The organism is Micromonospora sp. NPDC048843 (assembly GCF_040649965.1).
Classification (GTDB): domain Bacteria; phylum Actinomycetota; class Actinomycetes; order Mycobacteriales; family Micromonosporaceae; genus Micromonospora; species Micromonospora hortensis.
Genome location: NZ_JBEZGJ010000013.1, coordinates 52,043 through 74,711, shown reverse-complemented (window position 1 = coordinate 74,711; position 22,669 = coordinate 52,043). Strand labels below are relative to the sequence as shown.

Genomic DNA, 22,669 nt, shown 5'->3' with positions numbered 1-22,669 from the left:
GCCGATTTATGGGGTCTCGGCACCTTTTATCACGACAGAAAGTGCAAGATCGGCGAGGTGGGAAGGGCGGGGTTTGGGGTGTGGGGTGTGGGGTGCGGGGGGTGGGGTGGGATGGGGGTTAGAGGGGGCGGGTGTAGCGGAGTTGTGGGGTTGGGGCCGATCCGATTGCCTCGTCTCGTTCGTCGCCGGTGGGAGTCCAGCCGCCGCGCTCGTAGAACGAGCGGGCGTGGCTGTTGTCCCGCAGCACCCAGAGCACGGCGCGCCGCCAGCCCTGCGCCCGCATGGCGTCCAGGGCGTCCACCATCAGGGTGCGACCGACGCCGCGGCCCTGCTCGGCAGGGTCGAGGTGGATCGCGTTGAGCAGCCCGGTGGCGGGGTCGTCCTCGTCGTCCGGGCCCAGGTGACTGAACCCGACCAGCGCCCCGGCCCGCTCGGCCACTGTCATCCGGTGGGTGTCCCGCTCCCAGATCCACCGCTCGACCCAGTACCGCCCCATCGCCTCCGGTGTCGGGTCGGCCAGCGCCTCGGCCGGCAGGAAGGCTGAGTACGCGGCGACCCGGGAGCGCTGGTGCAGGGCACCCACCGCCATCAGGTCGCCTTCGGTCGCGGGGCGGAGCGTGACGGTCACCCGGCCGAGGCTACCCGGCGCGGCGGAAGCTGCACCGTGGTCAGATCCTCGGCGATGATCAGTTCACCGTCGAAGTGCTCGCGCGCCTCGTCGTGGAACCGGCGGGGATCGGAGTAGCGCTGGGAGAAGTGGGTGAGCACGAGTCGGCGTACCCCGGATTCGGTCGCCACCCGGGCGGCCTGCGCCGCGGTCAGGTGGCCGACCTCGGCGGCGAGCGCGGCCTCCGACTCCAGGAACGTCGACTCGATGACCAGCAGGTCGGCGTGCTCGGCGAGGGCGTACACCCCGTCGCAGAGGCCGGTGTCCATCACGAACGCGAATCGCTGCCCCGGCCGGGCCACGCTCACCTCGGCCCGGGTGACGCGGCGTCCGTCGAGGTTCAGGTGCCCGACGCGGATCAGCTCGCCGACGGCCGGCCCGGCGACGCCGTACGCGGCCAGCTTCTCCGGCAGCATCCGGTGCCCGTCCGGCTCGACCAGTCGGTAGCCGTACGTCTCGATGGGGTGCCGGAGCCGGCGTGCCTCCAGCGTGCCGCAGCGCAGGGCGACCCGCTGCCCGTCGGCCTCGATGGGCTCGACCCGCAGTTCGGCGGTCTCGTAGAAGGAGGTGGCGTACCGCAGTCGGGCGAAGTATTCGGCGCCGCCGGCGGGGAAGTGCACGGCGACCGGGTGCGCAACGCGGTCCAGGGAGAGTCGCTGGATGGTGCCGGGCAGGCCGAGGCAGTGGTCGCCGTGGAAGTGCGTGACGCAGATCCGGGTCAGGTCTGTGGCGGTGACAGTGGTGTGCAGGAGCTGACGTTGGCTGCCCTCGCCCGGGTCGAAGAGGATCACCTCGTCGTCCCAGCGCAACACGTACCCGTTGTGGTTGCGCTGACGGGTCGGCGCCTGGCTGGCCGTCCCCAGCACCACCAGCTCGCGCATGGACATCGCCACTCCTGCGGATATGGAGCGACCCCCGGGGCGCTCCGCGCATGTGCGCGGGCCGGCTGGACTTGGCCGGCACCCCGGGGGTCGGGTGGCTGTCGTGGATTCGCCGCACCGCTGCCACACGGTCTCGACGATGGTGCTTTTTGCCCGCCTCGCGGCAGGCCGATCACTGTCGAGGACAGCGGCTAGCTGACAGCCACCTCACGAGTCCGATTGCTATACAAGTCTGGACCACCTCCTTTCACGTGTACGGCCACGTTATCGAGTTCTCGTCGGGCTCGGCAACGGATTTCGATCACAGGGTCAGATGGGAATGCCCGGCCACCTCCTGGGCGGCCGGACATCACACTTGTGCGGGTGGCGGTGGTCAGCCGCCGACTCGGGCGACTCCGACCGGGCAGCTCAGGCCGTTCGGGCCGTGGTTGCAATAACCATTCGGGTTCTTGGTCGGCGCCAGGTACTGCTGGTGGTAGTCCTCGGCGAAGTAGTAGCTGCCGAGCGGGGCGATCTCGGTGGTGATCTCGCCCTTGCCGGCCCGCGTCACGATCGGCTGGAACGCGTCCCGGGACGACTCCGCGATGGTCCGCTGCTCGTCGGTGGTCGTGTAGATGGCCGAGCGGTACTGGGTGCCCACGTCGTTGCCCTGGCGCATGCCCTGGGTCGGGTCGTGGTTCTCCCAGAAGACCTTCAGCAGATCCTCATAGTTGATTTTGCTGGGGTCGTACACCACCTGGACGACCTCGGCGTGCCCGGTCCGGCCGGAACACGTCTCCTCGTACGTCGGGTTCTTGGTGATGCCACCCGCGTAGCCGGCGGAGGTGGTGTAGACGCCGGGCAGCGTCCAGAACAGCCGCTCGGCGCCCCAGAAGCAGCCCATGCCGAAGACCGCTACCTGAAGGCCCTCAGGAAACGGGCCCTTCAACGGGGTGCCCAGCACCTCGTGGCGGTCGGCGACCGGCATAGCGATCTGACGGCCCGGCAGGGCCTGGTCGGGCGAGACCATATCGGCGTTCATACGGCGCAAAAACACGTGGGGATCTCCTCTCGTACCTCTCCCAGCGTGTAACACCGGAGGGTCAACCTTCCTTACCCGCATGACCGTGACTCAGGCCCCGGGGGAGCGCCGCCGCGATGCGGTCCGCGTACGTCTGGGCCTCGGTGTCGTCGTCGTACCGGGTACGTGGCCAGAAGAAGCCCCGCAGCCCGTCGCCCTTGGTCCGCGGGACCACGTGGGTGTGCAGGTGAGGCACCGATTGGGACACCTTGTTGTTCATCGCCACGAACGTCCCACCGGCGCCGAGAGCGGTCTCCACCGCCACCGCCAGCCGCTGAACCATGGCGAAGTAGTCGGGCAGTAGGTCGGCCGGCAACTCCGCCAGGGTCACCAGGTGCACCCGGGGCACCACCAGGACATGCCCCTTGAACACCGGCCGGGTGTCCAGGAACGCCACCCCGTCCGGGGTGTCGGCCACCCGGAACGCCGGCACCTCGCCCGCCACGATCCCGCAGAACACGCAACCGCTCATCGCGCCAGGCTATGCCGGCGACCTCGCGGGTCACGCCGCCCCCCACGCGCGGATCGACTGTGGTATTTATCTACGTGAATGGATGAATACGGGGTGACCCCGGCCATCGGCGTGCGCGTCGATGCTCCGAAAGGACCAAGCTTGCAGATCAGAAGAGGCCTGACCCTGGCGCTGGCGGCGCTGACCGCCGGGCTGCTCACCGGCGCGGCCCCGGGCCACGCCCAGGCGGCCGCCGCGCCGACCGCCACCGCACTGCCGCTGAGCACTGTGGCCGACGTGGTGTCGGCCGGTGACCGGGTCTTCGTCAGCGGTGGCAGCTCCGCAACCGATGTCGTGGTGACCAGCGCGACCGGCACCGTGGTCGGCACGCTGTCGGGCCTACCCGGCCCCACCGACCTGCTGCTCAGCGCCGACCGGCGGACCCTCTACGTGGCGCTGCCCACCGCCAACGCCATCGCCGCCTTCGACACCGGCTCGCTGGTCGAGTCGGCCCGGTACGACACCGGCGCGGGCGAGTGCCCGTCGTCGCTGGCGCTGACCGGGCGGTACCTGTGGTTCGGCTACGGCTGTGGCCAGGGGGACGGCAACATCGGGCGGATCGACCTGGGACGCCAGCCGGCCCGGGTGGCCACGGGGGTGGCGGTCGGCCAGTACTTCTACGGCTCTCCGCTGCTCGCTGCCGCCAGCCAGAACCGCTCGGTGCTGCTGGTCGGGCAGCCGGGGTTGAGCCCCGCGTCGGTGTACGCGTACGAGATCGGTGCTGCGGGCGCACTGAGCGCACCGAGGACCAACGCCTTCAGCGCGGTCGGCAGCAACCTCCGTGACGTCGCCCTCGACCCGACCGGCACCACCCTCTACACGGCCGCCGGTTCACCGCCCCTGGTGCAGGCGTTCCCGTTCGCCGAGATCGCCACGCCCAGCGCGACGTACGCCACCGGCCCGTACCCGCGCGCCGTAGAGCTGTCGCGTACCGGCACCATGATCGCCGCCGGGGCCCACGCCTACTACGCCCCGGACGTCTTCATCTTCGCCCTGGACGGCACCGAACTGGCCCGCTACGAGCTGGGTGACGAACTCCCCGCCGGAGGGTTGGCCTGGTCGCCGAACGGCGCCCGGGTCTACGCGGTCAGCTGGGACTGGACCGGAGCCCGTCCGGCGATGCTGCACGTGCTGCCGGTCCCGGTCGGCTGACGGGATCGCCCTGGCGCGGGGCCGGGCCACCCGGCCCGGCTCCGCCCGGGAGCGCGGGTTCCGTTCCAGCCTGCGGGACGGGGGCACTAGCCTCACCAGAATGAGTCACGGCTTCGAGACGCTCGCCATCCACGCCGGTCAGGACCCCGAGGCCCGGACCGGCGCGGTGATCCCACCGATCTACCAGACCAGCACGTACGCCCAGGACGCCGTCGGCGCACCCCGTCTCGGCTACGAGTACAGCCGCTCGGGCAACCCGACCCGTGACGCGCTCCAGGAGTGCCTGGCGGCGTTGGAGGGTGGGCCGGTGGGGCTCGCCTTCGCCAGCGGCCTGGCGGCGGAGGACACCCTGCTGCGGGCCGTGTGCCAGCCGGGCGACCACGTGGTGATCCCGGACGACGCGTACGGCGGCACGTACCGGCTCTTCGCCCGGGTCGCCCAGCGCTGGGGCCTGGAGTTCAGCCCGGCCAAGGTCTCCGACCCGGATGCGGTCCGGGCAGCCGTGCAGCCCGGCCGCACGAAGATCGTCTGGGTGGAGACGCCGACCAACCCGCTGCTCGGCATCGCCGACATCGCCGCCCTGGCCGCCGTGGCACATGACGCGGGTGCCCTGCTGGTGGTGGACAACACCTTCGCCTCGCCGTACCTCCAGCAGCCGATCGCCTTCGGCGCGGACGTGGTGGTGCACTCCACCACCAAGTACGTCGGCGGGCACTCCGACGTGGTCGGTGGCGCCCTCGTCGTCGCCGACGCCGGGCTCGGCGAGGAGTTGCGCTACCACCAGAACGCGATGGGCGCTATCAACGGCCCGTTCGACGCCTGGCTCACCCTGCGGGGCATCAAGACCCTCGGGGTACGCATGGACCGGCACTGCGACAACGCCGAGCGGCTCGCCGCGTACCTCGACGGTCACGCCAAGGTCGCCCAGGTGCTCTATCCGGGGCTGCCCTCGCACCCCGGTCACGAGGTGGCTGCCAAGCAGATGCGCAGGTTCGGCGGCATGATCTCGTTCCGCGCCGCAGGTGGTGAGGACCACGCCGTGGACATCTGCAACAGGGCCAAGCTCTTCGTGCTCGCCGAGTCGCTGGGTGGTGTGGAATCCCTGATCGAGCACCCGGGTCGGATGACACACGCAAGTGCTGCCGGCTCGCCGCTTGAAGTTCCCGGCGATCTCGTGCGACTGTCTGTCGGCATCGAGACGGTCGACGACCTACTCGCCGATCTGGAGCAGGCGCTGGGCTGACCGCTGGGGGAGGATGGCCGTGCAGGACATCATGGCGACCTGGGTCGGAGCGACCGCCAAGCAGATCGCCCGGGGCGTACGCCGAGGTGACGTCTCGGCGACCCAGGTCGTCGCCGACCACCTCGAGTACATCTCCCGAGCCGACCGTGAGCTGGCCGCGTTCCGCGCCGTTCGCGGCGGTGAGGCGATCACCGAGGCGGAGAAGGTCGACGAGCAGGAGGACCTGGCCAACCTGCCGCTGGCCGGGGTTCCGGTGGCGGTAAAGGAGAACACCCCGGTCGCCGGCCTGCCCACCTGGAACGGGTCGGCCGCCGCCCGCACCGACGTGGCGGAGGCCGACCACGAGGTGGTGCGTCGGCTGCGCGGCGCCGGCGCGGTGATCCTCGGCGTGACCCGGATGCCGGAGCTGGGGCTGTGGGCACTGACCGACGACGACAGCGCGGTGACCCGAAACCCGTGGGACAGCACGCGTACCCCCGGTGGGTCCTCGGGTGGTGCCGCCGCCGCGGTCGCCGCCGGGCTGGTGCCGATCGCGCACGCCAACGATGGTCTCGGCTCGATCCGGATTCCCGCGGCCTGCTGCGGACTCGTCGGGCTCAAGCCCGGTCGGGGCGTGGTCCCCTGCCAGCTCGGAGCCGACGACTGGTTCGGCCTCACCGAGCACGGCATGTTGACCAGCACCGTCGCCGATGCGGCGGTCGGCTTCTCGGTGCTCGCCGGCCGGCGTCCCGAGAAGCTGGTCCCCCCGCAGCGGCTGCGGGTGGGTGTCTCGCTGCGCTCCCCGGTGCGCGGTGTCGCACCGGACGCGCCCAACCGTGACGCGGTCGCCGCCGCCGGTCGGCTCCTCGCCGCCGCCGGGCACGACACGGTGCCGGCCGATCCGGTCTACCCGACCGCGCTCGGTCTGCAGGGCATCGCCACCTGGTTCGCCGCAGCCGCAACCGACGTCAGGGCCTCCGGTCTGGACCGGCGTGGGCTGCAACGGCGTACCCGGCGGCACGTCGCGCTGGGCGAGTGGGCGCAGCGTCGCGGCTACGTGCGGGAGGCGGACCGAGCCGCCTGGCGGCAACGGTCTGTCGACTTCTTCACCGACCACTCGGTCGACCTGCTGCTCACCCCGGCGCTGGCCAGCGCGCCACCGGAGGCGGCCCGCTGGTCGGAGCGGTCCTGGCGGGCGAACATGACGGCCAACATCCGGTACGCCCCGTATGCCGCACCCTGGAACATCGCCGGCCTGCCGGCGGTCGTCGTGCCGGTCGGCCGCCGCCCGGACGGCCTGCCGGTCGCCGTGCAGCTGGTCGGTCCGCCCGGCTCGGAGCTGCTGCTGCTCGGTGTGGCCGGTCAGTTCGAGATGGCCGCCCCGTGGACGCGCCACGCCCCCGGCTACCCCCGGGTCGGCACGGAGTCGCCGGCCACCGCCTGACCGTCGACGGTGTGCGCTGTCGGCACTGCGGTGTCGCCGCCGAGGGCTCCGGAGTCGGGTGGCACGATCGGGGCATGACGGAACTGGTCGGTCTCGACGACGTGCGGGCCGCACGGGAGTTGCTCGCTGGCGTCACCCGCACCACCCCACTGGAGCCCTCCCGGCCGCTCAGCGCGGCGCTGGGCGGGCCGACGTGGCTCAAGTGCGAGAACGTGCAGCGCGCCGGCTCGTACAAGGTGCGGGGCGCGTACGTGCGGATCTCCCGGTTGTCGGCGGCGGAGCGGGAGCGCGGCGTGGTCGCGGCGAGCGCGGGCAACCACGCGCAGGGCGTGGCTCTCGCCGCCGGTCTGGTCGGCACGCACGCCACAGTCTTCATGCCGGTCAACGCGCCGCTGCCGAAGGTGGCCGCCACCAAGGGATACGGCGCGCAAATCGAGTTGGCCGGCAACACCGTCGACGAGTCGCTGGTCGCGGCGCACACGTACGCCGAGCGCACCGGCGCGGTGCTGATCCACCCGTTCGACCATCCCGATGTGATCGCCGGGCAGGGCACCGTGGCGCTGGAGATCCTCGAACAGTGCCCGGACGTGAAGACGATCATCACCGGGGTGGGTGGCGGCGGTCTGATCTCGGGCATGGCGGTGGCCGCGAAGGCGTTGCGCCCGGACGTCCGGATCATCGGCGTGCAGGCGGCCGGGGCGGCGGCGTTCCCGCCCTCACTGGTGGCCGGGGAACCGGTCCGGCTGCCCATCTTCTCCACCATCGCCGACGGCATCGCTGTCGGCCGGCCGGGCGAGATCACCTTCAACCACGTGCGCAAGCTGGTCGACGAGATCGTCACGGTCTCCGAGGAGGACATCTCCCGGGCCCTGCTGATGCTGCTGGAGCGGGGCAAGCAGGTGGTCGAGCCGGCCGGTGCGGTCGGTGTGGCAGCGCTGCTGGCCGGCGTGGTCGAGGTGGAGACACCGGTGGTAGCGGTGCTCTCCGGCGGCAACATCGATCCGCTGCTGATGTTGCGGGTGATCGAGCACGGGTTGGCCGCCGCGGGGCGCTACCTGCGGGTGACCGTGCGCTGTTCGGACCGGCCGGGGCAGCTCGCGTCGCTGCTCACCCAGATCGCCGAGCACCGGGCCAACGTGGTGGACGTGGAGCACCAGCGGGCCAACCCGCACCTCAGCCTCGGCGAGGTGGAGGTGGCGCTGTCGGTGGAGACCCGGGGCGTCGAGCACTCGGACACCCTGATCAGCGCCCTACGGGCCAGCGGCTACCAGGTGGTCTTCGCGGCCGAGGCGTGACACCGGTGGGTGCCACGCCTCGGATGCGCGGTGTTTCGACAGCGGGTGCCGGCGTCGGTCGAGCCGGCCGGCAGCGGGTGGCGCTACCGGCGACGGTCAGCCGGAGAACGGCTCGAAGCTGACCACTGTCACCTTGATGTCGGCGCCGCTCGGCGCCGTGTAGGTGCAGGTCTGCCCGGCGCGACCGCCCAGGATCGCCTTGCCCAGCGCGGACTCGGGGCTGTAGACGGTCAGGTCGGTGGTGGCCGCGATCTCCCGGGAACCGAGCAGGAAGGTCTCGGTGTCGTTGGTGTCGTCGTCGAAGTAGATCGTCACCACCATGCCGGGCGACACCGCGTCGGCGGTCGGGGCCTCGCCGACCTTCGCGGTGCGCAGCAGCTCCTGCAGGTAGCGGATGCGACCCTCGGCCTTGCCCTGCTCCTCGCGGGCGGCGTGGTAGCCGCCGTTCTCCCGCAGGTCGCCCTCCTCGCGCCGAGCGTTGATCTCGGCTGCGATCGCTGGACGGTTGGCGATGTGCTCGTCGAGCTCGGCCTGGAGGCGGTCGTACGCGTCCTGCGACAGCCAGGTGGCGGGCGCCTCGTTGCCAGTGGACACAGGCGTTCTCCTCAGTTGTGCGTGGCTGGCTGACAGGTGAACTACCAAGTTACCAGTGCGGTACGACACAGCGTGTCGGCCATCACCGCCGGTGTCCGGGTCCCACACCGGCGGTAGGCGCCCCGTAAGCCCCGCTTTTGATGCTGTTCGAGCAGCTCAGGACGGTGGTCGGCAGCGCAGGACCTCACCGATGAACGGCCGTGCGGTGGTCGCCAGGCGGTGCTGGGTCGTGACGTGCCGATCCCCGGGATCGGCGGTCACTGTGACCTGTTCGCGGCCGACCTCGGCACCGGCACGGTCCCGGGCGCGCAGCACGCAGACCGCCGATCCACCGGGCGGGACTGTCACCCGAAAGTCGACAAGCACCTGCTTGTCCGTGATGTCGGTGTACGTGATCACCTGGGCGTCGTAGACCGGGTCGCCGTACTGGCGGTAGAGCCGGACCGAGATCACTGTCAGCGTCGCGACGAGGGCCAACAGCGCCAGCGCGGCCAGCAGCGTACGGCGGCGCTTTCCGCCCGGTGCCCGACGGCGGCCGTAGCGACCGGCCGGGAATACCGGCGCGCCTGGTGAAATTGTGGCGTGCGTCTCGGTCACCGGCGGGTATCTCCTGGCGTTGTTGTCGGCGGCATCGGCAAGAATGACAGAGCCCCATCCTCCCACCCGGTCCAGCGGCAGGAATGGCAGGTCATGCCCGGCGCTGGTGGCCGGTGACAGGGTGCGGTGAGGAAAGATCCCGGCAGGTCAGCCGGTCGAGCCCGGTCGGGTCCACCGTCCGGCACAGACGAGGAGCGCCGAAGTTGGCAGAGCAACTGCGTCTCATGGCCGTGCACGCGCACCCGGACGACGAGTCGAGCAAGGGCGCGGCGACGACGGCGAAATATGTCGCTCAGGGGGTGGACGTCCTGGTCGTGACGTGCACCGGTGGCGAGCGCGGGAGCGTGCTCAACCCCAAGCTCGACCGACCCGACGTGTGGGCCAACATCGGCGAGATCCGGCGTGCCGAGATGGACGCCGCGCGGGCGATCCTCGGCGTCGACCAGGCATGGCTGGGCTTCGTCGACTCGGGTCTACCCGAGGGTGATCCGCTGCCGCCGCTGCCCGAGGGCTGTTTCGCCCTCCAGGACGTCGAGGTTGCTGCGGGCCCGCTGGTGCGGCTGATGCGCGAGTTCCGCCCGCACGTGGTGACCACGTACGACGAGGAGGGTGGCTACCCGCACCCGGACCACATCATGTGCCACAAGGTGAGCGTGGCCGCGTTCGAGGCCGCTGGCGACCCGGAGCGCTACCCGGAGCTGGGCGCGCCCTGGCAGCCGCTGAAGCTCTACTACGACATCGGTTTCTCCAAGGGCAAGATCATGGCCCTGCACGAGGGCATGCTGTCCGCCGGCCTGGAGTCGCCCTACGAGGAGTGGCTCAAGCGGTGGGAGGACCGCCCCGACAAGGGCCCGCGGATCACCACCCGCGTCGAGTGCGCCGAATACTTCCCGGTCCGCGATGACGCGCTGCGCGCCCACGCCACCCAGGTCGACCCCGACGGCTTCTGGTTCCACGTGCCGATGGAGCTCCAGAAGCGCGCCTGGCCGACCGAGGATTACGAGCTGGCCCGCTCGATGGTCGACAGCCCGCTGCCCGAGTCCGATCTCTTCGCCGGGGTGCGGGAGACGGCGCACGCGCGCTGATTCCCGGCGGGGCTACCCTGGTTACCAACCGCACATCGGAGGAACGCCATGCTGACCGCTGCCCAGGTGCTCGCGGAGAACAACTTCGGGGACACCCGCACGGGTGGTCTGGCCGGGCCGATGGGCCTCTTCCTCATCCTGCTGCTGGCCACCGCGACCATCCTGCTGATCCGCAACATGAACGCCCGGCTGCGCCGCCTGCCGGACCGTTTCCCCCAGCAGTCCGGTCCGACCGACCCGACCAGGGCCGATGCGGCAGTCGTCGATCCGACAGACGGGACCGGGGGGCGTGATTCATCCACGCCCGCTCCCAACGGGCACCAGCAGCACCTGAACGGGTAGTCCGCACGTGAATCACGCCGAACCGGGTGGTCGCCCCCTGTTGCGGCCACCCGGTTTGGCTTAGCCTTCCGCCGGGGGGACCAAAAGTCCCCGAGCCGTGTGCGGGAGGGGGCGCCGATGACCAGCACAGCACCGGCCGCCCACCGCGACGTCGGTCGGTCGGCTGACGGGGGAGGTCGATGACCTCCGATCCGGCCGACGACCCGTTCGATCGGCTCGGGGTGCGTGGCACACCGGGCCGGCTGCTCGTGCTCACCGCCGCCGTCACGCTGACCGCCCTGGCCGCCGCCGCTGTCGGGTTGACCCTCCCGGTCCGGCTGCCGGCCGACGACCCCCTCGGCGGTCCGGCCCGCTTCGGCATCGCCGTCGCCGTCCTGGCCCTCGCCCAGTTCGCCCGGCTGCGGTTCCGCTCGGCCGCGGGCATGGTCAGCATCACCTGGGGCGAGGCGGCCCTGATCGTCTGCCTCTACCTGACTCCCGCCGGCTGGCTCCCGTCCGCCACGCTGCTCGGCACCGGCCTGGCCTGGACGTTGCTGTCACTGCACAACGACCGCCGCCCGGCCCTGGAGATCGTCCGGATCGCCGCGTCGCTGGCCGCCGCCTCGGCACTGGCCGTCTCCGTGACCACCGCGCTCGGGCGGCCGCTGCTCTCGCCGCCAACCCCGATCCTGGCGCTGGCCGTGATCGCCGGCTCGGTGACGTACCTCCTGGTGACCGCCTGGCTGGGCGGCGTGACGCTGGGCCTGCGGCACGGGCTGCCGATCGGGCCGCCGCTGCTCGCCGCGCTGCGCGGCAAGCTGCTGATGTTCGTCGGCAACGTTGCGGTCGGCCTCGTGGTGGTCGCCCTGCTGGAACTCGACCCGCGCTGGTTGCTGTTGCTGCCGCCGCTGCTGTGGCTGTTGCAGCAGACCTACCGTTACCGGTTGCGCTCCGATCAGGAGCGCCGCACCTGGCGTGCCTTCGCCGAGGCCACCGCGGCCCTCAACCAGCTCGACGAGCGGGGCGTGGCCAGTGCGGCGGTCACCGGGGCGCTGACGCTGTTCAACGCCGAGCTGGTGGACGTCGACGTGGCCCGGGCCGACGGCCGGTGGCACCTCTACCGAGGCGACGCCGGCGGTCAGCTGGTCGACCGGGAGACCGGCCCGCCAGATCAGTCGGAGCCGGACAAGCACGAGCTGAGCCGGGCGCTGTCGGTCGGTGCCACGCCGGTCGGTCGGCTGCGGGTGCGGTTCCCCCGCTCGGCCCCGCCCACGGCCCGGGAACGTGACGCGGTGGCCGCGTTCGGCGATGCCCTCGCCGCCGCGCTGCACGACGCCGCGACCCACCACGAGCTGCGGCTGGTGACCGCCCGTTCGTCGTACGAGGCGGTGCACGACCCACTCACCGGGCTCGCCAACCGGGCGGCGATGTTGAGCAAGGGCGACCAGTCGCTGCGACAGCTCAGCCACGACCACCCGGTGGCGCTGCTGCTGCTGGACATCAACCAGTTCAAGGAAGTCAACGACACCCTCGGCCACGCGGCGGGTGACCAGTTGCTGCGACTGACCGCGAACCGACTCAACTCGCTGGTCCGCGCCGGTGACCTGCTCGGTCGACTCGGTGGCGACGAGTTCGCCCTCCTGCTCACGGCGGTGCCGGTGCTCGGCGACCGGGCCGCCCCGATGGCCCACGCGTTGCGTCAGGCCCGTGAGATCGCCGAACGGCTGGCCGCACCGACCGAGGTGGCCGGCGTACGGATGTCCATCGAGGTCTCGGTCGGGGTGGTGGTGGCCGCCGCGGGCACCGCGGACCTGACCGAGCTGCTGCGTCGGGCCGACATCGCGATGTACCAGGCCAAGGAGGGTGGTGGCAACGTCGCCGCGTACGACGGCTCACGCGACGCGGCCAGCACCGACCAGCTCGCCCTGCTGGCCGAGCTGCGTGAGGCGTTGAAGGTCGACGACCAGCTGGTACTGGCGTTGCAGCCGGCGGTCGACCTGGCCACGGGTGCTCCCACTGGCGTGGAGGCGCTGATCCGTTGGCAGCACCCCCGGCGTGGGTGGCTGAACCCGGCCGACTTCATCAGGCCGGTGGAAAACAGCGAGCAGCTCGGCACCTTCACCCGCTACGTGCTGAACAAGGCGCTCAGCGTGGCCGCCAGTTGGGCCCGGGAGGGGTTGGACGTTCCGATCTCGGTCAACCTCTCGGCGCGCAGCCTGCTCGACCCCCGGTTACCGGCGGAGATCGCCGAGGCGTTGCGCCGCCACCAGGTGCCGCCGCACCGGCTCGTTCTGGAGATCACCGAGACGGTGGTGATGAGCGAGCTGGAGGTCATCGACGAGGTGCTGGCGACGCTCCGGTCGATGGGCGTGCAACTCGCCGTCGACGACTTCGGCACCGGCTTCTCGTCGCTGACCTTCCTCACCCGGATCGCTGTGGACGAGTTGAAGGTGGACCGTTCCTTCGTCATCCGGATGGCCGACTCGCCGGAGGCCGCCGCGATCGTCCGGACGACAGTCGGCCTCGCTCACGAGTTGGGGCTGCGGGTGGTCGCCGAAGGGGTGGAGACCGCCGAGCAGCGAATGGCCCTGGCCGAGTTGGGCTGCACCTCCGCGCAGGGCTACCACTTCTTCAAGCCCATGCCGGCGGACAAGATCGGCGCGGTGCTGGGGTCGCTGCGCGACTCGGCGGAGTCGAACGTGTTCCGGCTCCGCGCCGACGGCGCATCCTGACCGTCCGGGTGGAGCCCGCGCGGTCCGCTCCCGGGCTGGCTATGGTCGTCAGGTGAACCGACTCGTCGACGCCACCAGCCCGTACCTGCTCCAGCACAAGGACAATCCGGTCGACTGGTGGCCCTGGTCCGCCGAGGCGTTCACCGAGGCGGCGCGGCGGGACGTACCGGTGCTCATCTCGGTGGGTTACGCGGCCTGCCACTGGTGCCACGTCATGGCGCACGAGTCGTTCGAGAACGAGCAGGTCGGCGCCCTGCTGAATGACAACTTCGTGTCGATCAAGGTGGATCGTGAGGAGCGCCCGGACGTGGACGCGGTCTACATGACCGCCACCCAGGCAATGACCGGCCAGGGCGGTTGGCCGATGACGGTCTTCGCCACCCCGGACGGCACCCCGTTCTTCTGCGGCACCTACTTCCCGCGTCCCAACTTCGTCCAGTTGCTCCAGTCGGTCGCCACCGCCTGGCGCGAGCAGCGCGAGGCGGTGCTGGGCCAGGGCGCAGCCGTGGTCGAGGCGATCGGCGGCGCGCAGGCAGTGGGCGGCCCCACCGCGCCGCTGGACGCCCCGCTGCTCGACGCGGCGGCCGCAAAGCTGGCCAGCGAGTACGACGCCACCAACGGCGGATTCGGTGGCGCCCCGAAGTTTCCGCCGCACATGAACCTGCTCTTCCTGCTGCGCCACCACCAGCGCACCGGCGACCCGGGCAGCCTGGAGATCACCCGGCACACCGCCGAGGCGATGGCCCGGGGCGGCATCTACGACCAGCTGGCGGGCGGCTTCGCCCGCTATTCGGTGGACGCGCACTGGACGGTGCCGCACTTCGAGAAGATGCTCTACGACAACGCGCTGCTGCTGCGGGTCTACACCCAGCTGTGGCGACTCACCGGTGACCCGCTGGCCCGCCGGGTGGCCCGGGACACCGCCCGCTTCCTCGCCGACGAGCTGCACCGGCCGGGGCAGGGGTTCGCGTCCGCGCTGGACGCCGACACCGAGGGCGTCGAAGGGCTCACCTACGCCTGGACGCCCGCCCAACTCGTGGAGGCGTTGGGCGAGGAGGACGGCCGGTTCGCCGCCGACCTGTTCACCGTCACGGAAGAAGGCACCTTTGAACACGGCATGAGCGTGCTCAAGCTCGCCCGGGACGTGGACGATGCCGCGCCCGAGGTGCGTGCCCGCTGGCAGCAGGTGGTCGGGCGACTGCTCGCCGCCCGGGACACCCGCCCCCAGCCGGCCCTCGACGACAAGGTGGTGGCCGCCTGGAACGGTCTGGCGATCACCGCCATTGCCGAGTTCCAGCAGGTCGCCGCCGTGTACGCGTCCCCGAAGGACGAGGACGCCAACCTGATGGACGGTGTCACCATCGTCGCCGACGGGGCGATGCGCCAGGCCGCCGAGCACCTGGCAAGCGTGCACCTGGTGGACGGCCGGCTGCGCCGGGTCTCCCGGGACGGCAAGGTCGGCGAGCCCGCCGGTGTCCTGGAGGACTACGGCTGCGTGGCCGAGGCCTTCTGCGCGATGCACCAGCTCACCGGCGAGGGCCGCTGGCTCACACGGGCCGGCGAGTTGCTGGACACCGCCCTGGCGCACTTCCCCGCGCCCGGTGGCGCCTTCTACGACACCGCCGACGACGCGGAGCGGCTGGTCGCCCGGCCGGCCGACCCGACCGACAACGCCACCCCGTCCGGCCGGTCGGCGTTGATCGCCGGGCTGGTGGCGTACTCGGCGCTGACCGGGGAGACGCGCTACCGGGAGGCCGCCGAAGCGGCCCTCGGCACCGTCGCGCCGATCGTCGGCAAGCACCCCCGGTTCACCGGGTACGCGGCCACTGTCGGCGAGGCGTTGCTCTCCGGGCCGTACGAGATCGCCGTGGTCACCGACGACCCGGACGGCGACCCCCTGGTGGCCGCCGCCCGCCGGCACGCGCCGCCCGGAGCGGTGGTCGTCGCCGGGCGTCCGGACCAGCCGGGTGTGCCGCTGCTCGCCGACCGTCCGCTGGTCGAGGGACGCTCCGCCGCGTACGTCTGCCGGGGTTTCGTCTGCCAGCGGCCGGTCACCTCGGTCGAGGAGCTGGTAGCCGAGCTGGGCTGAGCGCACCGCCACGCCCGGTAGTCGCCCGCGCGGCCCGCCGGGTGGTCCCGCCAGCGCTTCGGAGGCGGGTCGCCGGCCCTCCCGGTGAGCCCGTCGGCGGCCCGGATAGGCTGGCCGCGCTATGGATTCCCGTACCGGTCTGCCAGTTGTCGGCATGGTGGGTGGCGGCCAGTTGGCCCGGATGACCCACCAGGCCGCGATCGCCCTCGGCCAGTCACTGCGTGTGCTCGCGACCGCCCCCGACGACGGCGCGGCACTGGTCGCCGCCGACGTCCAGTACGGCGACCACACCGACCTTGCCGCGCTGCGCACCTTCGCCAAGGGCTGCGACGTCGTCACCTTCGACCACGAGCACGTGCCCTCCGAGCACATCCGCACGTTGGCGGCGGAAGGGGTGCCCCTCTACCCGCCGGCGGACGCGTTGCTGCACGCCCAGGACAAGCAGGTCATGCGGGAACGCCTGACCGAGCTGGGTGCGCCCAACCCGGCCTGGCGTCCGGTCGGGGAGCCCGCTGATCTCGTCGGCTTCGGCGAGCAGGTCGGCTGGCCGGTGGTGCTCAAGGCGGCCCGGGGTGGGTACGACGGCCGGGGCGTCTGGATGGTCGACGACGCCGCCCAGGCCACCGAGTTGGCGACCACGCTGCTCGCTGGTGGCACCCGGCTGATCGTCGAGGAGCGGGTGCCGCTGCGGCGGGAGTTGGCAGTGCAGGTGGCCCGTTCGCCGTTCGGTCAGGTGGCCGCGTACCCGGTGGTCGAGACCGTGCAGCGCGACGGCATCAACGTGGAGGTGCTGGCCCCGGCGCCCGGCCTGGACGAGGAGCTGGCGGTCGCCGCTCAGCAGCTCGCCATCGACCTGGCCAAAGCGCTCGGTGTGATCGGCCTGCTGGCCGTGGAGTTGTTCGAGGTGCGCGACGACGCCGGTCGGCCCGCGATCGTGGTCAACGAGCTGGCGATGCGTCCGCACAACTCCGGGCACTGGACCATCGAGGGTGCCCGGACCTCACAGTTCGAGCAGCACCTGCGGGCCGTGCTGGACTACCCGATGGGTGACACAGCGCTGACCGCCCCGGTGGTGGTGTCGGCGAACGTGCTCGGCGGTGAGCCGGGCGGGATGTCGATCGACGAGCGGTTGCACCACCTCTTCGCCGCCGAGCCGGGTGCCAAGGTGCACCTGTACGGCAAGCAGGTGCGACCTGGCCGCAAGATCGGCCACGTCACGGTGCTCGGTGACGACCTGGACGACCTGCGCGCGCGGGCCGCGCGGGCCGTGCGGTGGCTGCGCGAGGGCCACGAGTGAGTAAGGGTTTCGGGAACGAGGAGAGGGCCGCAGTGAGCACGGTTGGCTTGATCATGGGCAGCGACTCGGACTGGCCGACCATGCGGGCTGCGGCCGAGGTGTTGGACGACTTCGGCGTGGCGTACGAGGTGCGCGTGATCTCGGCGCACCGGACTCCGGTCGCGATGATCGAGTACGGGCGCGACGCCGCCGACCGGGGCCTCAAGGTGATCATCGCGGGGGCGGGGGGTGCCGCCGCACTGCCCGGCATGGTCGCCTCGGTGACGCCGCTGCCGGTGATCGGTGTGCCGGTGCCGCTGAAGCACCTCGACGGCATGGACTCGCTGTTGTCCATCGTGCAGATGCCGGCCGGGATCCCGGTCGCCACCGTGTCGATCGGCAACGCCCGCAACGCCGGCCTGCTCGCCGTACGGATCCTCGGTGCCGCCGACGAGGGCCTGCGCGCCAAGATGGCGACCTACCAGCAGGATCTGGAAAAGCTTGTAGCAACAAAGGAAGCCGCTCTCCAAGCCACCCTGCACTAATCCCCCGCACCCCACCCCCGCCCCCGCCCCCGCCCCCGCGATCTTGCACTTTCGGTCGGTGCTTCGCGGCTTTTACCCCTTATGCCGCGACAGAAAGTGCAAGATCGCGCGAGACGGAGGCGGGTGACGCGAACCCGTCCCCACTCGTCCTCGCCGCCGGGACCCTGCGTCTTATCGCATGCCGCGCAGGGCGGTCTGTAGGCGTTCCTGGGCGCGGCGGCGGCGCTCGTTGCTCGCACCGAGCACCAGCAGCAGGATGCCCACCGGGATCAGCGCCAGCCACGGGCCCAGGCTGAACAGGGCGTGGATCGCCGTGATCGCGGTGACCGACGCGCCGACGATCACCGGGGCCTGCTGCCGACTGGACGAGCCGAAGATCAGCACCGCGACCGCGCCGAGCAGCAGCAGCATCTGCCGCACAGTGCTGGACTCGGTGGCCAGCACGATCGCCAGCGTCGGCACGAAGGCCGCGACCAGCGCCGGACCGTACGCCACCCAACTGCTCATGTCGGGCCGGTGGCGCAGCTCCAGGACTCCGACGAGGAGGGCCAGCACGGCGAACGGCAGCGTGTACGCCTCGGGCAACGCCACGTCGGCGACTCGCATCAGGATCCACCACGCGGTGATCTCACACACCACCACCGCCCAGAACAGGATCCGGCGTTCCACCGGCCGGCGACCGGGTCGGGTCGCCGCCACCCCGAGGACAGCGCCCCAGGCGGCCAGCAGTGCGGCGATGTGACGGGGCGAGTCGAAGGCGAGGGCCAACGCGATCAGCGCGGCAGCATGCCCGGTCCACTCCACTGTGGAGGCCTCACGCTGCGCCTCCGGGCGGCGCAGCCGGGGCAGGGTCGCGGCGAGCACCTGGAGGACCGCGCCGACGGCGAGCACCCCGAACGCGGACCAGACCGCCGCCAGTCCGGCGACCAGGCCGGCGGTGAGCACGAAGAGCTGCGCCATGAGTGAGGCGAAGAGCCAGCCGAGGATGCGCGCCCGCTGGGTGGTGCCGAACAGCGCCGCCACCGCGCCCACCCCGACCGCGCTGCCGAGGGTGAACAGGGTCATCTGCCGGTCGGCCAGGCTGCCGGCGAGCCCGGCGCTGCCACCGGCCAGACCAATGGCGAACACCAGCACCCGGGCCAGCCGCAGTGAGCGGGCCCGCTCGACCAGCGCCGGCGGCGGGGTCAGTGCGAGACCGAGCATCGCGATGGTGAAGACGGAGAGCGCGGCGACGGTGCTGGCGGGCCAGCCCTGGCCCAGCGCGATGGGCGCGATCAGCAGCGTGACGGCCGCCCCTGGCAGCACCACCGGCACGGCGCGGGACCGTCGCCCACCGCTGAACCCGGTGGCGGCCAGCGCGGCGGTCGCGGTGAGCAGCAACGCCGTCAGTACGTGAGTCGGGTTGACCACGTCCGACGGTGGAGTGAGCAACTCCGGGAGCGGACCCTGCCAGATCCGGGTCAATGTGCGGTGTGGCTCGACCAGGGCGGTGACCAGCGCGGGTGCGATCGAGGCGAGCGCCAGGGCGGTCGGCAGCGCCGCCGCGGCCAACGCGCCCGCTGCCGGGTTGACCCGCCACCGCCGTCGCTCCGGGTCGTCGGGCAGCCGCCAGAGGGCGCCGTCGAGTCGCACCGACCAGCGCCGGACCGGCTGGGCCGCGCCGGTGGGCGGCACTGTGGCAGCGCGGATCAGCTCGGCCAGCACGCCGAGCAGGGCGGCGGCGGCCGCGTAGACCCCGGCGGCGAGCCCGGTGGGGATGGCGGCGAGGGCGCTGATGGTGGCCCCGCCGACCACCGCCACGCTGACCCAGGGCAGATATTGCGGCACCAACCGGCGGACGGCGGCCACAGCGGCCAGGCCGAGGCTCGTCGCGGCCAGCGCGGCGGTCAGCACCACCTGCGCCGAATGATCGAACTCGGCGGACAGTGCCGCCACCGCACCGGGAAGGGCCAGCAGGGCGGCACCGATCGCCGCGCCGCCGATCTGCGCCAGGTGCGGCGGCATACCCTCGGTTTCGATGTCGGCGACCTGTGGACCGGCGAGGACGCGGGCCAGCGAGGCCACCACCACGCCGATCAGCGCGATGCTGCCCAGCGCCAGGGCCGTGGTCCACGGGCGGACCAGTCCAGCTCCGGCGGCGTGCAGCGCGACGACCCCGGCCACCGTGGCCCGGGACAGCCCGGCGCGGGCCTCCTCGGTGGCCACCGCGGCCATGCCGAACACGGTGGCGACCATTCCGCCGACCAGGACCGGTGACCACCAGGCCAGATCGAATGCGGCCGGCGCGCCGATCGTGGCGAGCACCACCGCCACGCCGGAAACGTCCCAGCGCCACGGCGGCGGGAGCAGAATGCCGGCGGCGAGGGCCAGGAGCGCCAGCGCCACAGGCGCCTGCCAGGTGGCACCGCCCACGGGGGCGGCCGGCCAGTCGCTCAGGTCGCCCCTCCAGATCGGGCCGGGGGTGGCCAGCACGCCGACCCCACCGCGCACCGCCGACCAGCCGGCGAGGACGCCGATCAGGACACCGCCGACTGTGAGGCCGAGGATCGGCCCGCGTCGCCACTCCTCCGGCATGCTGCGGGCACCCACGGCGACCACCAGGAGCAGGGCGGCGGCCACCGCCAACTGCCCGCCCGGGGCGAGCACCGCCCCGATCCGTACCAGCGTGGCGATCAGGGCGGTGGTGACCGCCGCGGCGGCCAGGTCCGAGCCGTCGAGGGTGAGGTCGGCTCGACGGCCGGCGTCGATGGAGGGGGCCAGGAAGAGCAGCACCGCCGCGACCAGCAGAAGCGCACCCACCCAGGCGTCGGCGACTGTCGCGCCGGGCGCCCCGAACGCGGCGGCGGTGACCATCAGCGCGCCCAGTCCGGTGCCGACCGACAGCGGCGCGGGGATGTGGCGCTGGGAGACCTGCACGACGGCTGCGTAGCCCAGGGTCACGCAGACCGCCAGGAAGCTGGCCGCCAGGATCGGGACTGTCACCTCGCGCAGGCTCGCCGGGGTGGGGGTCGGGTCGCTCGGCATGGTCGCGGCCACGAACGCCGCCACCGCCCCGGGCAGCGCGAACGCGGCGCCACCGGCGGCCCAGGCGGTGACCGTGTCCGAGGCGGCCGAGGCGATCCGAATCCGGGGCGCCAGCGTGACCAGCGTGCCGGCCACGAACACTGTGATCAGGACCGCGGCGGTGAGTGTGGGGCTGGCCAGGCTGGCACCCGCGCCGAACAGGCCGACCACTGCCGCCCCGATGGCGTGCGCCACAGCGGCCCGGTCGGTGCGGGCGGACAGCCCGATGACACCGATGCCGATCGCGGCGATCACCATGGGCCAGGGTGCTGTCGCCCAGCCGAGACCGAACGAGGCCGGGACGGCGAGCGCGGTCAGCGCCGCGCCGGCGACAGCGAACTCCCGGCGGATCTCGGTGGGCAGGGCCAGCACCGCCGCGATGGTGAGCAGGAACGCGGCGCCAGCGAGCTGCCAGGTGGTCGGCCCGACGGCGGCGGCCAACTCACCCGGGTACCGGCTGAGGTCGGGGTTCCAGGCGGGCAGTGCGGCCCGGACCGGTGCCACCCCGGCGCGTAGCGCGCCGCCGGCGACCACCAGCCCACTGACGGTCAGCGCCACCGCGGAGGCGAGCTGCGGGCCCCGTCGAGCCGCCTCCGGGACCGCGCGCACCGCCAGCCCGGTCACAGTGATGACCGCCGCGATCAGCAGCAGCGCCCGGCCGGGGAGTGCCACCGAGGCGATTCGGCTGAGCGAGCCGATCACCGCCAGGGTGACGATGCCGGCTGCGACGTCCGGCAGCGGCGGGCGACGCAGCACCAGCGCGCCGGCCAGCCCGATCACGGCGGCCAGCAGCAGCACCACCCCGGCGCCGGTCGCGGTCGGCACTGTCTGTGCCCGCAGCAGGGCGGTGACCGCGTACGCCAGCGAGACGGCGACCGCCACGGCGTGCAGCGACCAGGTCAGCTCACGCAGGCCGGGTACCGGTCGGGTCGGCTGGGGGTCGGCGGTGCCGCCGCTGGCGTCGATCAGCTCCGCGGCCTCCTCCGGGTCGCCCTCCGGCCGGCTCTCGGCGTCGCGTTGGCGGGGCGCGGACGGGGTGCCCGGCGTTGGCAGGTCCTGCCGCACGGGGCGTTCGACTGTCACGCCGGAGCGGGCCAGGCCGAGGTTGACGAGGGCGACCACTGCCAGCACCAGGGCCCAGCCGCCCGGCCCGGTGATCTGGTCGTACGCCAGCAGAGGCAGCACCGGCTGGGCGGCGAGCACTGTGGCGAAGCGGGGCGCGCGCAGACCGGTCCAACCGGCGTACCCGAAGGCGACGGCGGCGGTGACCGCGAAGATCACCCCGGCGAAGACAGTGCCGGAGCCGCCGCCGGCGCCGATCCGGTCCACCGCCCAGAGGGCGTTGCCGGCGAGCGGCACCAGCAGCAGGCCGACAGCGGCGATGGTCTCGGCGGTCGAGGTGAGCCCGCGCCGGGCCAGTGCCGGTGGGGCGAGCAGCATCAGCACGGTGGCCAGGAGCAGGATGCCGAGCCGGGCCAGCGCGTCCATCGAGCTGGTTGCCACCGCGGCGAAGACCACAGCGGCCACGCCGAGCAGCAGCGCGCCCAGCCCGAGCGGGATGTTCTGCACCTCGCGCGAGGACGCCTCCGGCGGGTGCTCCGGGTCGTCCACGTCCAGCCAGGCGGCCCGGGGCGGGGGCGGCGGCGGATCCTCCGGGGCGGGCGGAGTGCCCTGGCGGGGCACCCGGGGCGGCGTTCCCATGGTGGCCGTCGGTGGCCGGCGGCTTGGGCGGCGGCGCAGCACCCGGCGCGGCCGGGTCGCCTGCTTGATCCGCTCCTCGCCGGCGTGGGCGAGGATGTCCCGCTGGAAGAGCGCGGCCTGCATCTTGGCGGCGATCTGCCGCTGCTCGCGGGCGATGGCCGCGTCGCGCGCCTTCATCTCCGCGATCGAACGCTCAATGTCGGCCAGGTGCTCTACCCACTGTGGTTGATCTGCCCCACAGTGCGGGCATCGGACGGCCGGCTTGATCTCCCGGCCGCACGAGGAGCATTGAAAGGTCGCCACGACACCCCTCCACCCGCACTGTGGACATCCACTGTCGCAGCATGCCCAAAGCTGGCGCGGATTTCGACTCTTGTCGGCGGGTCCGGGGCAAACAACGACACCGGCCGGTCACCGAGATGCGCGATGGCCGG

At 72.3% G+C, this 22,669-nt stretch carries 17 protein-coding genes; 10 read left to right on the top strand and 7 right to left on the bottom strand.

Translation table 11 applies throughout. The annotated features are described in order from the left end of the window. Positions 1 to 118: 118 nt before the first annotated feature. The 4 genes from AB0C20_RS05580 to AB0C20_RS05565 form a co-directional block, all read right to left on the bottom strand. On the bottom strand, positions 119 to 628 hold the full coding sequence (locus AB0C20_RS05580) for a GNAT family N-acetyltransferase (RefSeq protein ID WP_357567448.1): 510 nt from the start codon (positions 626 to 628) through the stop codon (positions 119 to 121). Further along, positions 625 to 1,554, bottom strand: coding sequence for a ribonuclease Z (locus AB0C20_RS05575; RefSeq protein WP_357567447.1), 930 nt, complete (start codon positions 1,552 to 1,554; stop codon positions 625 to 627). Before AB0C20_RS05575 ends, AB0C20_RS05580 begins: the two co-directional genes overlap by 4 nt. A gap of 367 nt (positions 1,555 to 1,921) precedes the next feature. Next, entirely contained in the window at positions 1,922 to 2,584 is a 663-nt protein-coding gene (msrA, locus tag AB0C20_RS05570; protein ID WP_091394206.1) for a peptide-methionine (S)-S-oxide reductase MsrA, read from the bottom strand. 46 nt (positions 2,585 to 2,630) lie between these two features. Beyond that, a complete protein-coding gene (locus AB0C20_RS05565) occupies positions 2,631 to 3,080 on the bottom strand; it encodes an HIT family protein (RefSeq protein WP_357190482.1) in 450 nt (149 codons plus the stop codon). Positions 3,081 to 3,221: 141 nt separating this feature from the next. Between AB0C20_RS05565 and AB0C20_RS05560 the strand changes: the two genes are divergently transcribed. From AB0C20_RS05560 to ilvA, 4 genes are all read left to right on the top strand, one after another. Next, positions 3,222 to 4,271: a hypothetical protein gene (locus tag AB0C20_RS05560; protein ID WP_357567446.1), complete on the top strand. Its 1,050-nt coding sequence runs from the start codon at positions 3,222 to 3,224 to the stop codon at positions 4,269 to 4,271. A gap of 100 nt (positions 4,272 to 4,371) precedes the next feature. Further along, on the top strand, positions 4,372 to 5,514 hold the full coding sequence (locus tag AB0C20_RS05555) for a cystathionine gamma-synthase (protein ID WP_091394199.1): 1,143 nt from the start codon (positions 4,372 to 4,374) through the stop codon (positions 5,512 to 5,514). A gap of 13 nt (positions 5,515 to 5,527) precedes the next feature. Next, complete coding sequence (locus AB0C20_RS05550; RefSeq protein WP_112733108.1) at positions 5,528 to 6,937, top strand: amidase family protein; 1,410 nt, start codon at positions 5,528 to 5,530, stop codon at positions 6,935 to 6,937. Between the two features lie 74 nt (positions 6,938 to 7,011). Then, complete coding sequence (gene ilvA / locus AB0C20_RS05545; RefSeq protein ID WP_357190487.1) at positions 7,012 to 8,232, top strand: threonine ammonia-lyase; 1,221 nt, start codon at positions 7,012 to 7,014, stop codon at positions 8,230 to 8,232. A 96-nt stretch (positions 8,233 to 8,328) separates the two neighbouring features. Here the strand turns inward: ilvA and greA are convergent, their stop codons facing one another. Both greA and AB0C20_RS05535 read right to left on the bottom strand, forming a co-directional pair. Next, on the bottom strand, positions 8,329 to 8,826 hold the full coding sequence (gene greA / locus AB0C20_RS05540; protein WP_091394193.1) for a transcription elongation factor GreA: 498 nt from the start codon (positions 8,824 to 8,826) through the stop codon (positions 8,329 to 8,331). A gap of 156 nt (positions 8,827 to 8,982) precedes the next feature. Then, complete coding sequence (locus AB0C20_RS05535; protein WP_112601904.1) at positions 8,983 to 9,423, bottom strand: DUF4307 domain-containing protein; 441 nt, start codon at positions 9,421 to 9,423, stop codon at positions 8,983 to 8,985. A gap of 203 nt (positions 9,424 to 9,626) precedes the next feature. Here AB0C20_RS05535 and mca point away from each other — a divergent pair, with 203 nt between their 5' ends. The 6 genes from mca to purE all read left to right on the top strand — a co-directional run bounded on the left by mca (position 9,627) and on the right by purE (position 17,471). After that, positions 9,627 to 10,508: a mycothiol conjugate amidase Mca gene (mca, locus tag AB0C20_RS05530; RefSeq protein ID WP_357190489.1), complete on the top strand. Its 882-nt coding sequence runs from the start codon at positions 9,627 to 9,629 to the stop codon at positions 10,506 to 10,508. Between the two features lie 48 nt (positions 10,509 to 10,556). After that, the gene (locus AB0C20_RS05525) at positions 10,557 to 10,850 is read left to right on the top strand and encodes a hypothetical protein (protein WP_091394183.1); all 294 of its coding nucleotides are present in this window, start codon (positions 10,557 to 10,559) and stop codon (positions 10,848 to 10,850) included. A gap of 179 nt (positions 10,851 to 11,029) precedes the next feature. After that, positions 11,030 to 13,561: a bifunctional diguanylate cyclase/phosphodiesterase gene (locus AB0C20_RS05520; RefSeq protein WP_357567445.1), complete on the top strand. Its 2,532-nt coding sequence runs from the start codon at positions 11,030 to 11,032 to the stop codon at positions 13,559 to 13,561. A 52-nt stretch (positions 13,562 to 13,613) separates the two neighbouring features. Continuing rightward, on the top strand, positions 13,614 to 15,650 hold the full coding sequence (locus AB0C20_RS05515; protein WP_357567444.1) for a thioredoxin domain-containing protein: 2,037 nt from the start codon (positions 13,614 to 13,616) through the stop codon (positions 15,648 to 15,650). A gap of 121 nt (positions 15,651 to 15,771) precedes the next feature. Then, entirely contained in the window at positions 15,772 to 16,947 is a 1,176-nt protein-coding gene (locus tag AB0C20_RS05510) for a 5-(carboxyamino)imidazole ribonucleotide synthase (RefSeq protein ID WP_357567443.1), read from the top strand. 32 nt (positions 16,948 to 16,979) lie between these two features. Then, positions 16,980 to 17,471 (top strand): 5-(carboxyamino)imidazole ribonucleotide mutase, encoded by a 492-nt coding sequence (gene purE, locus AB0C20_RS05505; RefSeq protein WP_238666648.1) that lies wholly within the window; start codon positions 16,980 to 16,982, stop codon positions 17,469 to 17,471. 171 nt (positions 17,472 to 17,642) lie between these two features. On the opposite strand, the gene AB0C20_RS05500 is transcribed toward purE, so the two are convergent. Then, complete coding sequence (locus AB0C20_RS05500; RefSeq protein WP_357567442.1) at positions 17,643 to 22,538, bottom strand: permease; 4,896 nt, start codon at positions 22,536 to 22,538, stop codon at positions 17,643 to 17,645. Positions 22,539 to 22,669 lie beyond the last annotated feature (131 nt).

Bases quoted from the DNA above. Each gene is read 5' to 3' on its own strand.
- AB0C20_RS05520 (WP_357567445.1), top strand. From the start codon at position 11,030: ATGACCTCCGATCCGGCCGACGACCCGTTCGATCGGCTCGGGGTGCGT.
- AB0C20_RS05550 (WP_112733108.1), top strand. From the start codon at position 5,528: ATGGCCGTGCAGGACATCATGGCGACCTGGGTCGGAGCGACCGCCAAG.
- ilvA (WP_357190487.1), top strand. From the start codon at position 7,012: ATGACGGAACTGGTCGGTCTCGACGACGTGCGGGCCGCACGGGAGTTG.
- AB0C20_RS05555 (WP_091394199.1), top strand. From the start codon at position 4,372: ATGAGTCACGGCTTCGAGACGCTCGCCATCCACGCCGGTCAGGACCCC.
- AB0C20_RS05565 (WP_357190482.1), bottom strand. From the start codon at position 3,080: ATGAGCGGTTGCGTGTTCTGCGGGATCGTGGCGGGCGAGGTGCCGGCG.
- AB0C20_RS05525 (WP_091394183.1), top strand. From the start codon at position 10,557: ATGCTGACCGCTGCCCAGGTGCTCGCGGAGAACAACTTCGGGGACACC.
- AB0C20_RS05575 (WP_357567447.1), bottom strand. From the start codon at position 1,554: ATGTCCATGCGCGAGCTGGTGGTGCTGGGGACGGCCAGCCAGGCGCCG.
- AB0C20_RS05510 (WP_357567443.1), top strand. From the start codon at position 15,772: ATGGATTCCCGTACCGGTCTGCCAGTTGTCGGCATGGTGGGTGGCGGC.